The organism is Variovorax sp. PAMC26660, assembly GCF_014302995.1.
In the GTDB taxonomy this organism is placed as follows: domain Bacteria; phylum Pseudomonadota; class Gammaproteobacteria; order Burkholderiales; family Burkholderiaceae_C; genus Variovorax.
Map to the genome: position 1 here is coordinate 448,259 of NZ_CP060295.1, position 12,426 is coordinate 460,684.

The following is a 12,426-nucleotide window of genomic DNA, read 5'->3' on the forward strand; positions in this document are numbered from 1 at the left end:
GATGCCCAGCAAGAAGGAATCCATCGACCATCGGTTTGCGCTGGTGGACCAGGAGGACCAGCTCCGGTTTCCCTACCGCAAGGTGCAGATCGGCACCCAGCAAGAAGGTTTTGTGATCGGCCCCGACCGGCACGGACAAGGCGTCTATGTCGATCGCCTGGAAGAGGTGATACACGCCGTGGTCTTCGAAGGCGCGTCGGCGCGCGTGACGGACGATCCGCCCTCCGCCGGCAAAGGAAGCAACAGCCTCAAGCTCCATGCACGGCGGAATGTGAAGGGCTACGTGATCGCCGCGGAACTGCGGCACCTCGTGCGGGGCGCGAAGCTCGCGCCCCTGGGGACGCCGGAGGACTACCTGCAAGGCCGGCGCACGACAGGCCACGAACCCGACGTGGTGTGGACCTCGATCGAGTCGTCGCCCCAGTCGTTACACGACTTGGGCAACGGCGGTCTGGGTCTGCATCTGCGGGGTCAGAACTGGAGCACCATCAAAACGCTCCTGCACGACAGGTCTGCGGGCCTCGCCCCGCTGACGGTGCTGATCGCTCTAAGCGACACGGACGCGAGCACCTCGTTGGCGGGCGATGTCGTCGAAGTACAGACTCAGGTCGGGCCGAGCGCATGGGTCGAACTGGAGAATGTCGGCCCACTCGATTCGCCGATTCGCCGCGGCGATCTGAGGAACCTGCACACGGGTCGGGCTCTTGAAGACGGCCCGCTTCAGTTCGCTCCGTGCACCCTGGCACCCGCATCGATGGCGGTGTTGCGCCAGCGCCTGCCGGCCCCGTCGCCCGAGGATCGGATGCTGGGTGTCGAGGCGCGCGGTGCCGAAGCCGAGCTGGCGGACGACCCCCTGGCAATGGGCCTGCCGGAAACGACGCGCAGGGCACTGGCGAACGCGCGCGTCGGCCAGGGTGGCTATCGGGCGCGAATGCTGAGGCTGTGGGGCGCCAAGTGCGCCGCGACGGGCTGCGCCGTCGAGCGCGTGCTCGTCGCCTCCCACGCGCAGCCGTGGGCCACCTGCTCCAATCATGCGAGGCTGGACGAGTACAACGGACTGCTTCTCGCGGCGTCCGTCGACCGCCTCTTCGATGCGGGGCTCATCGCCTTTCGCGACGACGGCCGGTTGCTGGTGTCGGATGCGTTGGATGACGGCGCACTTGCCTGCGTCGGACTTGCGAGAGACGCCCGCGTTCTCCTGAAGCCTCGGCATCTGCCTTACATCCGGCAGCATCGCGAGACGCACGGATTTGGTTGACCGTGCGGGACCGAGGGTGCGCGACTGCGCCTGCAGGCGCTGCCACACGGTCTTGACAGTTCAGCCTGTCCGGGACGCCCTAAATCGTCTGAGCCTGGTCGACCCTCGAGACTTCCTTGCCATGCGACGCAAACCCGGCCTTGCACGAAGGCGACGCGAGCCTGAACTGGCGCGCCGGACCGCCCGTTCCACTGACGCCAGTCAGACCATCAGTCGGGCCAGCGCCTGCTCGAACAGGGGCAGGTCTCACTGGCCATGACTGTATATGGTGACCCTCTGCTTACGAAAGCGCGGCCAACATAGGGCATGCCCGCCATTCGCGCTGTTCGCTCAACAAGCCTCGGCTGCGGGCCGTCAATGGAACGCCGGCTCAGTCCTTCTTGTATGTCGATCCCCTTTCAATTACTTTGGCGAAAGTCTTGTCGTCCATCAAGGAGGAGAGGGGGCACTTGATGTGACTGGAACCCCACTGGTTGATTGCATCTACGTATTCCGGGCGCTGGAGGTCGGCCAAAATCGCGTCTACAAAATCACGTCGAGAGAGACAATCCCTGCTGAGAATGCCCTCAATTACCGCAGAAAGAATCGAGCCGACGAGTTGATTTACTTCTCGCGGCTCTTTGCCGAGACTGCTGAAGGTCTCGCCGCCGTGAACCAGCCGATTTCGGAGGCTGTACAAGAGTTCATATTGCGGCCGAAGATCTGTGAAGCGCTCAGGGCTTCCGTTAGCTGCCGCTGCGCAGACCCAGGCTCGTTGGTGATCGCCGCGTAGGTCACCTACTTCGCATAGCGCGTCGATTGCGTAGACCAAGCTCAAGAAAGTGGCCTCAGGTTCGACCAGGTAATACGCTTGCCCTATTGATCGCAGTGCGGATCTAATTTCCTTAGACAACGCATTGTTGCTGTCGCCGTCGAAGATGCTTGCCAGGGCTGAGATGACTCCACCATCTGGAGATATATCGACCTCCAATCCGAGCCAGTTGTTCTCCACCCGGAGAACCTGAGGTTTGGCACCGAGCAGACCCTCTCTTAGTCCAAAATCAGGAACAACGTAGGCGTAGCAGAATTCGCCCACCCATCCAGCCTTGCCGGGAAGGTACTCAAGTCGTTTGTGCGAGCAAAATTGCCATCTCAACAAGTCGAGAGAGCGATCCGCATCCTGGGCTACATAGTCAATTAGTCGCTCTTGGCCGGAAACCGAAACTTTCGCCGCGTACAGGATTTTGGCGGGAATTTCGATGCGCCGTTCAATGAGGGGGTAGCTCAATAGCGTCGCCAAGCTGCTGAATGATTTCTTTCTGAGGGGGGCCCAGTTGGGATCGACATCTGCGCCTGGTACGTCACAAAGTGCTGTGCCCCACGAGTGCAATTGCAGCGGGATATCTTCACCGTTGACCGGCGCATGAATCGTCGTCCTACCGAGCTTCAGGGTTTCATATAGAAGGAGACTATCGACGGGGACAAGGTAGGTTGTCGTAATGGTGGCATCCAGTGCGAGTGCTCCTAAGACGTCATACGCGTGAGCGCCTTTTGTCTCTTCAATCGTCATGAAGGTGAACGCCTCCCGTAGATGCGTCAACCCCAAGGAGGGCTCATAGCCTTCCTTGTTGAACGTGACACCGTCGCGTTCTGGAAATGGACTGGCCCAGTACCCTAGTGAGCGCATGTAATCGACGCCGGAACGAATGCGTTCCAAGTCCGCGTCTGACGGAGGCAGTGGCCAAAGGAGATTGCCACTGGCTCCGCTCGTGGGGTGAACCAGGAGAGCATTCATAGTGATGAAATCGAGAGTGGATTTTTTCCCGGTCGGAAGAATGCTTTGGATGCCATGGCTTTGCATTGGAGTGATTTTTTGATCCGACGAAGTTGTACCACTGAAGTCGGTGCCCAAAGGTGGTCGATGGTCAGCACCTGGCGCCTGCTCCATCGCGTGAAGCAATCACACGCCGCCGAACTCTTCAACGTCAACCAATCGACCATCTCGCGCTGGGAGTCCGGCACGCAAGCCATGGAGCCCGCCGAGCGCGCCCGTGCTGAAAAGCTGTTGTCAGCCCGGCTCGATGCAGCCGCCGACCATGCGCTCGCCAGGCTCGTCGACGAGAGCCCGCGGCCGGTGCATCTGGTGTGCGACATCACGCATCGACTGCTGGCCTGTTCCGCGCGCAGGGCCACCGAGTTCGGCGCGCCGCTCTCCACGTTGCTGGGCCGCTCGCTCTGGCGCTATGCCACGCCGGAGATCGCGGGCAAGGAAGCGATGCTCGACGACATCGGCTGGCGCGATGCGCTCGCGCCGCCCTCGCTGGAGTTCGTCACGGGCACCAACGATTCGCAGTTGGTGCCCATCGCGCAGAGCCTGTGCCGGTGGACGCGGCTCACGCTGTCCGATGGCACATCGGCGCGGCTGGTCGAAACGCTCTGCTAACGCGGGCCGGCGGCCCCGTCAGGACTTGAACTCTTCCGCCGCAATACCAAGCTTGCGCAGCTTGTCATGCAAGGTCTGCCGCGCAATCGCCAGCGCGGTGGCTGTCGCGGGCTGGTCGCCCCGGTGCTTGCGCAGCGCTTCAACGATCACCGCCCGCTCGAAAGACGCGACCTGCTGCGGCAGCCCGTTCGGCAAAGCGGGCACGCCTTCGGCAGCAGCACTGTTGCCACCCACGCCGCGCGTCTGGGTCAGGCGCTCGCCGAGCAGACCCAGCACGAAGCGGTCGGCCACGTTGCGCAGCTCGCGCACGTTGCCGGGCCAGGCGTAGGCCATCAGGTCGGCCAGTTGCGCGCTGCTCAGCAGCGGCGCGGCGCGCTCGTAGCGGCTGGCGGCCAGCAGGGTGAAGTGCTCGAACAGCAGCGGGATGTCTTCGCGCCGCTCGCGCAGCGGCGGCAGCTCGATGAAGGCGACGCCCAGGCGGTAGTACAGGTCGGCCCTGAACTTCTGCTGGTCGCTCATGGCCTTCAGGTCTTCTTTGCTCGCGGCGACCACGCGGCAGTCGAAGGGAATGGTCTTGTTGGCGCCGATGCGCTCGATGCTGCGCTCCTGCAGCGCGCGCAGCAGCTTGATCTGCACGGCCATGGGCATGCTCTCGACCTCGTCGAGGAACAGGGTGCCGCCGCTGGCGTATTCGAACTTGCCGATGCGCACGCGGTTGGCGCCGGTAAAGGCGCCGGCCTCGTGGCCGAACAGCTCGCTCTCGGCCAGCGCTTCGGGCAGGCCACCGCAATTGAGCGGCACGAAGTGCTGGCGGCGGCGTGCGCTGTGATCGTGCAGGCAGCGCGCCACAAGCTCCTTGCCGGTGCCGGTCTCGCCGTAGACGAGCACGTCGGCCGAGGTTTCGGCCAAGGTCTTGACGGTCTGGCGCACCTGCTGCATTTGCGCCGAGCGGCCGATCAGCACCGACTGGATGCCCTGCCAGTTTTCCAGCGCGTCGCGCAGCGCGCGCACCTGCAGCGTGAGCTGCCGGCGCTCGATGGCGTGGCGCACGATGGCCACCAGCCGCTCGGCGCTGAAGGGTTTTTCAATGAAGTCGTAGGCGCCCTCGCGCATGGCCTGCACGGCCATCGCGATGTGGCCGTGGCCGGTGACGAGGATCACGGGCAGCTCGGCATCGGTGTTGCGCAGCTCGAGCAGCCACTCGGTGCCGCTGATGCCCGGCAGGCGCACGTCGCAGACCACGATGGCGGGAACGCCGAAGCCGATGTGCGGGCGCGCGCGCTCGGCGCTCGCGAAGGATTCGACCTCGAAACCGGCCAGGGTCAGCAACTGGGTCGTGCTGATGCGGACGTCTTCGTCGTCTTCGACGAGCAACACCCGGATGGCAGGGGCTTCGCTCACTGGGGGGTCACTCCTGTTGTGCAATGGAAAGGAAGGGAATGAGGGCGTTGCGGGTTTCGGCAACGGCGGCGGGCAGGTCGATCACGAAACACGCACCGCCGTCTTTCAGGTTGGCCGCGCGCAGTGTGCCATCCATGGCCCGCACCAATTGTGCCGAGATGACGAGCCCCAGGCCCAGCCCGGCCCCGGCGGGCTTGCCGGTCACGAAGGGTTCGAACAGGCGCGGCAGCACGTCAGGGTGGATGCCGGGGCCGGTGTCGCTCACGCTCAAGGTCACGCGGCCGTCTTTCGGGCGGGCCTCCAGGCGCAGGGTGCGCAATGGGGCGTCCTGCATGGCGTCGATGGCGTTGCGCATGAGGTTGACGAGCACGCTGCCCAGTGCGGCCTCTTCGGCCATCACGCCCAGCGTGGCGGGCTGCACGTCGATCTCGAAGGTGATGCGCTGCTTTTTCGAGGCTTCGGCCACGATCACCTGCGCATCGGCAATGGCCTGCGACAGCAGCAGCGGCTCCAGCGGCAGTTCGCTCTTGTGCGCGAAAGTCTTGAGCTGCGTGGTCAGACGTGCGAGCCGATCGACCATGCGGCGGATGCGTTCGAGGTTGCCCCGCACGTCGTCCAGGCGGTTTCTGTCGAGCAGGATGCCGGCGCTTTCCGACAGCGTGCGCATGGCCGTGAGGGGCTGGTTGAGTTCGTGCACCACGCCGGCCGACATCTGGCCCAGCGCGGCCATCTTGCCCGCATGCACCAGCTCGCCCTGCGCGGCGCGCAGTTGGGCGGTGCGGGCCACCACGGTCGATTCGAGCGTGTCGTGCGCCGCCTGCAGCGCGGCCTGGTTGGCGAGCCGCTGGCGCACCGCGCGGCGGCGCTGCCACAGCGCGACGGCGAGCAGCAACAGCACGGCCATCGCGAGGCTGGCGGTGATGGCCGCGTTGCGCGCGGCCACGCGCACCAGCGCCAGGTCGTCGAGCACCACGAGCTGCCACGGGGCGCCGCGCAGGGTCCGGGCGGTGGCGAGCTGGTCTCGGCCGTCGAGCGCGATCACCTGCACGTCGCGGTCGAGCGCCTCTTTCTGCGTCCATTGCAGCGGTTGCAGCTTGGCGTCGCCGTAGGGGCGCGAGCGCAGCACTTCGGCGCGCTGCAGCGCATCGAGCGGCAGCAGCGGCCGGAACTTCAGGTCGTCGCGCGTGGACAGGATCACCACGCCGCGCTGGTCGATCAGCACCACGTCGCCCGGCAGCTTGCGCCAGGCGTGCTCGGCCTCCGCGAGGTTGATCTTCACGGCCACCACGCCGCGCGAGGGCTGGCCGCGCCGCAACGCATACGACAGGTAGTAGCCCGGCCGGTTGCTGGTGACGCCCACGCCGTAGAAGCGGCCCCGGCCCTGTGCCAGCGCGTCGATCACATAGGGCCGGAACGACAGGTCCTGGCCCAGCGTGGTGCCGGGCTTGTCCCAGTCGGATGCGGCCAGCGAAGTGCCGGAGCCATCCATCACGTAGAGCATCTCGGCGCCCGCCGTGGCATTGACGCCGTCGAGGTAGCGATTGACGGCATCGCGCAGATGCAGATCGGAGGGCGTGCCGAGCAGCGCCGGCACGATGGGCGTCATTTCCAGCAGCGCGGGCAGGTAGTCGAAGCGGGCCAGGTCGGCATCGAGCCCGGTCGCGAGCATATCGAGGCGGTGGTCGGCCGCCTCGCGCAGGCGCGCCAGACCGGCCTGCATGGCGAGCTGGTGGCCGGCAAAGGCGGCCACGGCCACCAGGGCCACTGCGCCGCACCAGCGCGGCAGGCCGCGCCATCCCCTTGTACTGCTGTCGGAAGGCATGTCGAAACGCCGGACCGGCTCCCTTGAAATCATGGGAGCGTTATTGCACAAGGCCGGGCCGCCCGCATCGGTGGCAGCCCGATGGCCCCTTGCGGGGCCAGGCACGCAAGCCCGGCTCAGGCCTGACGGGAGGCTGCGGCTGCCGGGCCGGCGGGCATGTGCGCGTCGGTGGCATCGAGCACGCGCTCGGGCTCGTTGGCTTCCAGCGTGCTTTCCTGGTTCAGGTGCTGGTGCATGCGCACGGTGTCGAGGTCACCGGTCCACTTGGCGACCACGATGGTGGCCACGCCGTTGCCGATCAGGTTGGTCAGCGCACGGGCTTCGGACATGAAGCGGTCGATGCCCAGGATGAGCGCCAGCCCCGCCACCGGCACATGGCCCACCGCCGAGAGCGTGGCCGCCAGCACGATGAAGCCGCTGCCCGTGACGCCCGCAGCCCCCTTCGACGTGAGCAGCAGCACGGCCAGCAGCGTGAGCTGCTGCGTGAGGGTCATGTCGGTGTTGGTCGCTTGGGCGATGAACACTGCGGCCATCGTCAGGTAGATGGACGTGCCGTCGAGGTTGAACGAGTAGCCCGTGGGCACCACCAGCCCGACCACCGACTTCTTCGCGCCCAGGTTCTCCAGCTTGGCCATCAGGCGCGGCAGCACCGATTCGCTAGACGACGTGCCCAGCACGATCAGCAGCTCTTCCTTGATGTACTTGATGAACTTCCAGATGCTGAAGCCATGGGCCCTGGCAATGCCCCCCAGCACCACGAAGATGAACAGCAGGCAGGTGGCGTAGAAGGTGGCCATGAGCTGGCCCAGTTGCAGCAGCGAGCTGACGCCGTACTTGCCGATGGTGAAGGCCATGGCGCCGAAGGCACCGATGGGCGCCAGCTTCATGATGTAGCCCACGATCACGAAGAGCACGTGCGAGCCCTTCTCGATCACGTCGAACACCAGGGTGCCGCGGCCGCCGAAGCGGTGCAGTGCAAAGCCGAACATCACGGCGATCAGCAGCACCTGCAGGATCTCGCCTTTGGCGAAGGCATCGACCAGCGTGTTGGGGATGATGTTGAGCACGAAGTCGGTGGTGCTTTGCATCTTGCCCGGGCCGGTGTAGGCCGCGATGCCCTTGGTGTCGAGCTGGCTCACGTCGACGTTCATGCCCGCGCCGGGGCGCACGATGTTGATGATGACGAGGCCCACGATCAGCGCCACGCTGCTCACGATCTCGAAGTACAGCAGCGCCAGGCCACCGGTCTTGCCGACCTTCTTCATGTCTTCCATGCCGGCGATGCCGACCACCACCGTGCAGAAGATGATCGGGGCAATGATCATCTTGATCAGCTTGATGAAGCCATCGCCCAACGGCTTCATCGAAGCGCCGGTGTCAGGGTAGAAATGCCCCAGCAGCACCCCGAGCACGATGGCGGTGATGACCTGCAGGTACAGAGACTTGTAGAAAGGTTGGCGTACGGGTGAGTGGTCCACGAATGTCTCCTGGAAAATTTCAGGCGCTGGCGGCATGTACCTGCCGGTCGGCGTGAGGGGTGCGGCTGCAGGCATCGGCTGTGGGCCGGCATGCCGACGCCCGCATCGAACCGATGGGGCGACCCTGTCACTGAGCAATCGATATGCCACGCGCCAGGAGGTGGCGTACAACGCGCCAAGTCGTTGATTTCATGAGGATCGGGGCCGGGCCAAGGGGCATGCCTCTGCCGACGATCCGGCCGCGGCGTGAGCAGCCCGTCCGGCCCTCCGGACCCTGGGTCTAGGGCAAACCCTAGGCCATTCACCAACGGCGCCGCTGCGCCCCACACACGCATATCTCATGCGTGGACAGTGGCGCGCCCCCTCCCTACGATCCTTCGCGATGAATATCGAGAAACTCAAGGGCAAGCTCGCCTTCCTGCGCGAGGCGGAAAAACTCAAGGACGTGCTGCGCAGCAGCCACACCTCCTCGGGCCGCGCGGAGAGCACGGCCGAGCACAGCTGGCGGCTGTGCCTGATGGCGATGGCGTTCGAAGAAGAACTGGCCGGGCTCGACGTGCTGAAGGTGCTCAAGCTGTGCGTGGTGCACGACCTGGGCGAGGCCATTCATGGCGACATTCCGGCGGTGAGCCAGGGTGCCCATTTGGACAAGAGCGAGCGCGAGCGCGCGGACCTGCTCACGCTGATGGCGCCGCTCGACGAGAAGCTGCGGGGCGAGCTGCTGGCGCTGTGGGACGAGTATGAAAACGCCGCCTCCCCCGAAGCCAAGGCGGTGAAGGCGCTCGACAAGCTCGAAACCATCCTGCAGCACAACCAGGGCGCCAACCCCGAGGACTTCGACTACGCCTTCAACCTCGGCTACGGCAGGAAGCACACGGGCACCACGCCCTTGTTCAGCGCCCTGCGCGCGCTGGTCGACGACGACACGCGGCGCCGCATCGTGCCGCCGTTTGATTCGTGACGAGCGGCCGCCTGGCGATGCGGCCGCCATCGAGCAGCTCACCACGGCTGCATCAGCGACTGACTTTTCCCACCCACGGGTGACGGCCCAGTGACCACAGCAGCCCGCACCGGGCGCTCGCCCAGTTGTTTCTTTTGTGTAAATAATGAGGCATTTATGTGTTTAAATCACATAAATCTTACATTTTTGATACACAAAAGCGCGAACAGATGGGTGCCGCAACCTCGCTCTTTTCTCGCGTTCTTCTCTCTGCCGTGGCGCTGTTCTGCGGTGCTTTCATGGCACCCGACGCAGCCCGGGCCGAACTGAACAGTGTTGGCAATGCGCCACGCAGCGTGCACCGCTTGAAGTTCTTCGTCGACCCGGCGCTGGCCGATGAAATTGGTGCCGCGGAAGCGGGCCGGCGCCTCGCGCAGTACGTGGCCGACGTCAACACGGTGTTCACCCGCGAGACCGTGCGCAGCTTCGTGTTCAACCCGGCGAGCGACCTGCAATTGATCGCGCCTGCCTCTGCGCCGCCATGCAGCCACAGCGGGCTGGTCGACGGGGAGATTGCGGTCTGCGTCTCCAAATCGACGAAGGGCTACAGCCACGGCGGCCTTGCCGCGAGCTGGACCTTTCCGCAAAAGGGCGTGACCTGGAACCTGAACTGGATTGCCATTCACGACCCGCTGCGCCTGTCGCGCGCCATCACCGCCGCCGCGCCCGAGTCCACCGAGAAGGACTACCTGGGCCGCCAGCTCAAGACGCTGCTGCACGAGCTGGAACACGTGTTCGGCGCCGGTGCAGGCGAGTACTACAACGCCGCGATGGTGAAGGACACCACCGGCACCGCGCCGCAGGCCGACCTGGCATTGATGAGCGACACCGACCGCTACTGGTGGACGCGCCAGAGCTGGCGGCTCGACCCGCTGCTGGGCACCGTGTTCGAGCAGCGGCGCGATCCGGCCACCAACCGCATCATCACGCTGGACATGATCCGCTTCACGGCAGGCACCAAGGCCAACATCAACACCGACTGGAGCGACTGGCCGAAGTTCGGCACCTCGAAGTACATGGCGGGCACCACGGCCACGCAGGTGCGCATCACCGACCGCGAAACAGGCGCGGCGCTGCCCGGCGCGCAGGTGTCGGTGTGGCGCAATGCCGGCACGTCGACACAGCAGCCGATGGTCTTGCTGGTGCAGGGCAACGCCGACGCCGCGGGCCACTTCGCATTCGACTGGGACTGCGGCTTCACCTGCTTCAACAGCGCGAAGTCGACGCTGCTGGTCAAGGCCTCGACGCCGGGCCGGGCGCCGATGGCGAGCTGGTTCACGATCTTCGACGCCTTCGAGCAGAAGGCCGTGAAGGGCCAGTCGACCTTCACGATCGACGTGGCGCTGGGCGTGGTCGACACCACGCCGCCAACAGTGTCGCTGTCGGCACCGGCCATGGCCACGGTGGGCCAGCCCATGACCATCGCGCCGGCGGTGGTGGACAACGTGGGCGTGTGGGGCGTGAAGGTGGCCGGCACGGACGGCATTCCGATCTGCACCTTCGACGCCCCGCCCTACACCTGCACATGGACGCCGCTGGCACCCGGCATGCAGACGATCCGCGTGATCGGCGTGGACGCTGCGGGCAACTCGGCCATGGCGACGGCGAATGTGATGGTCAATCCGCCGGCGGACACCACACCGCCCACGGTGTCGGTGGCCGCGCCCACCTTCACCAGCGTCAGCACGTCGACGACGCTTTCCGCCACGGCGCAGGCCAACGTCGGCATTGCCCAGATCCAGTTCATCGTCGATGGCAAGACGTTGTGCACCGTGAAGGCCGCGCCCTACACCTGCAACTGGACCCCTGCTGCATCGGGCTACGCCAGCGTCGAGGCGCGGGCCATCGATGCGGCCGGAAATGCCGCCAGCGTGTCGGCCCAGATGCAGGTGAATGCTCATGTGGTGCCCTACCGGGCGCTTGCACTGAAGAGCGAGGAGACCAACGCCCCGGGCAATGCACAAGCGCATGCCGCACCGCCGGTGGCTGCGAAGATCCGCACGGCCGCCGCGTCCCGCGACCCCAGGAGCTGACGCGGCGTTAGCCTCTTCGCGCCACAGGCCCTACCGGTCGACGGAGATGTTGGCGGTCTTGATGATGCGGGCCCACTTCTCGCGCTCGGCATGCATGAAGTCGCCGAAGCGCTGTGCGCTCCCGCCGCCGTCCTCTGCGCCGAACTGGTCCAGCCGCGCAATCACATCGGGCATGGCCAGCGCGGTGTTCACGTCCTTGTTCATGCGGGCGACCATTGCCTGCGGCATCTTCGCCGGCCCGACCAGCCCGAACCAGATGCTTGCCTCGTAGCCTTCGAAGCCCGATTCCGCAAGCGTCGGTACGGCGGGGAAACTCTTGGATCGCCTGGCGCGCGTCTGCGAAATGGCGGTCATCTTTCCGCTGCCCAGGTACTGCGTGGCGGTGGTCATGCCTTCAAAGCTGTACTGCACATGCCCGCCGAGCATGTCGCTGACGAGCGGCGCGGAGCCTTTGTACGGCACGTGCAGCACATCGATGTTGGCGCGCGCCTTGAAAAGCTCCAGCGCCAGGTGCTGGGCCGATCCGTTGCCGGCCGAGCCGAAGACGATCTCTCCGGGACGGCTGCGGCACAGCTCGACCAGCCCCTTGAGCGTTTTCACCGGCTGGTTGCTCGCGCAGATGAGCATCTGCGGCGTGGCGCCGACCAGTGCAATCGGCGCGAAGTCGCGTTCCGCGGAATAGCCCAGGCCCGGCTGCAGCCCCGGCGCGATGCCGTGGCTGTTGATGTGCGCCATCAGCAAGGTGCTGCCATCGGGCTCTGCCCTTGCCACCTGCTCGGCCGCGATGATCCCGGCCGCGCCCGCCCTGTTCTCGACGACGACCGGAATGCCCCACATCACGCCCAGCTTCTGCGCCATCAGCCTCGCCAGCACGTCGGTGCCGCCACCGGGCGGAAACCCGACGACGAGCCGCGTCACGCTCTTGGGCATCGTTTGGGCGAACACGCCCGTTGCGGCCAGGGTGGCCGCAACGGCACCGCCGGTAAATAACCTGCGCTTCATTGTTTTTGTC

The 12,426-nt window shown here is 65.6% G+C and carries 9 protein-coding genes; 4 read left to right on the forward strand and 5 right to left on the reverse strand.

Going from position 1 to position 12,426, the window contains the following annotated elements:
- The first annotated feature begins 1 nt into the window (after position 1).
- Entirely contained in the window at positions 2 to 1,258 is a 1,257-nt protein-coding gene (locus H7F35_RS34585) for an HNH endonuclease (protein ID WP_222622000.1), read from the forward strand.
- Between the two features lie 370 nt (positions 1,259 to 1,628).
- Here H7F35_RS34585 and H7F35_RS02115 read toward each other — a convergent pair whose 3' ends face one another.
- Positions 1,629 to 3,149 (reverse strand): hypothetical protein, encoded by a 1,521-nt coding sequence (locus tag H7F35_RS02115; protein ID WP_187111340.1) that lies wholly within the window; start codon positions 3,147 to 3,149, stop codon positions 1,629 to 1,631.
- Between the two features lie 9 nt (positions 3,150 to 3,158).
- Between H7F35_RS02115 and H7F35_RS02120 the strand changes: the two genes are divergently transcribed.
- A complete protein-coding gene (locus H7F35_RS02120) occupies positions 3,159 to 3,680 on the forward strand; it encodes a helix-turn-helix domain-containing protein (RefSeq protein ID WP_187111341.1) in 522 nt (173 codons plus the stop codon).
- Between the two features lie 18 nt (positions 3,681 to 3,698).
- Here H7F35_RS02120 and H7F35_RS02125 read toward each other — a convergent pair whose 3' ends face one another.
- The 3 genes from H7F35_RS02125 to H7F35_RS02135 form a co-directional block, all read right to left on the reverse strand.
- Entirely contained in the window at positions 3,699 to 5,081 is a 1,383-nt protein-coding gene (locus H7F35_RS02125; protein WP_187111342.1) for a sigma-54-dependent transcriptional regulator, read from the reverse strand.
- Between the two features lie 7 nt (positions 5,082 to 5,088).
- Positions 5,089 to 6,936, reverse strand: coding sequence for an ATP-binding protein (locus tag H7F35_RS02130; RefSeq protein WP_187111343.1), 1,848 nt, complete (start codon positions 6,934 to 6,936; stop codon positions 5,089 to 5,091).
- Positions 6,937 to 7,019: 83 nt separating this feature from the next.
- Complete coding sequence (locus tag H7F35_RS02135) at positions 7,020 to 8,417, reverse strand: dicarboxylate/amino acid:cation symporter (protein ID WP_187114099.1); 1,398 nt, start codon at positions 8,415 to 8,417, stop codon at positions 7,020 to 7,022.
- 346 nt (positions 8,418 to 8,763) lie between these two features.
- Between H7F35_RS02135 and H7F35_RS02140 the strand changes: the two genes are divergently transcribed.
- Together H7F35_RS02140 and H7F35_RS02145 are read left to right on the forward strand one after the other, a co-directional pair.
- Positions 8,764 to 9,342, forward strand: a complete 579-nt coding sequence (locus H7F35_RS02140) for an HD domain-containing protein (protein WP_187111344.1) — start codon at positions 8,764 to 8,766, stop codon at positions 9,340 to 9,342.
- Positions 9,343 to 9,620: 278 nt separating this feature from the next.
- Entirely contained in the window at positions 9,621 to 11,414 is a 1,794-nt protein-coding gene (locus tag H7F35_RS02145) for an Ig-like domain-containing protein (protein ID WP_261803493.1), read from the forward strand.
- A 30-nt stretch (positions 11,415 to 11,444) separates the two neighbouring features.
- Here the strand turns inward: H7F35_RS02145 and H7F35_RS02150 are convergent, their stop codons facing one another.
- Positions 11,445 to 12,416: a Bug family tripartite tricarboxylate transporter substrate binding protein gene (locus H7F35_RS02150; RefSeq protein WP_187111346.1), complete on the reverse strand. Its 972-nt coding sequence runs from the start codon at positions 12,414 to 12,416 to the stop codon at positions 11,445 to 11,447.
- Positions 12,417 to 12,426 lie beyond the last annotated feature (10 nt).

Bases quoted from the DNA above. Each gene is read 5' to 3' on its own strand.
- H7F35_RS02130 (WP_187111343.1), bottom strand. From the start codon at position 6,936: ATGATTTCAAGGGAGCCGGTCCGGCGTTTCGACATGCCTTCCGACAGC.
- H7F35_RS02135 (WP_187114099.1), bottom strand. From the start codon at position 8,417: ATGCCGCCAGCGCCTGAAATTTTCCAGGAGACATTCGTGGACCACTCA.
- H7F35_RS02145 (WP_261803493.1), top strand. From the start codon at position 9,621: ATGGCACCCGACGCAGCCCGGGCCGAACTGAACAGTGTTGGCAATGCG.
- H7F35_RS34585 (WP_222622000.1), top strand. From the start codon at position 2: ATGCCCAGCAAGAAGGAATCCATCGACCATCGGTTTGCGCTGGTGGAC.
- H7F35_RS02150 (WP_187111346.1), bottom strand. From the start codon at position 12,416: ATGAAGCGCAGGTTATTTACCGGCGGTGCCGTTGCGGCCACCCTGGCC.
- H7F35_RS02120 (WP_187111341.1), top strand. From the start codon at position 3,159: ATGGTCAGCACCTGGCGCCTGCTCCATCGCGTGAAGCAATCACACGCC.
- H7F35_RS02140 (WP_187111344.1), top strand. From the start codon at position 8,764: ATGAATATCGAGAAACTCAAGGGCAAGCTCGCCTTCCTGCGCGAGGCG.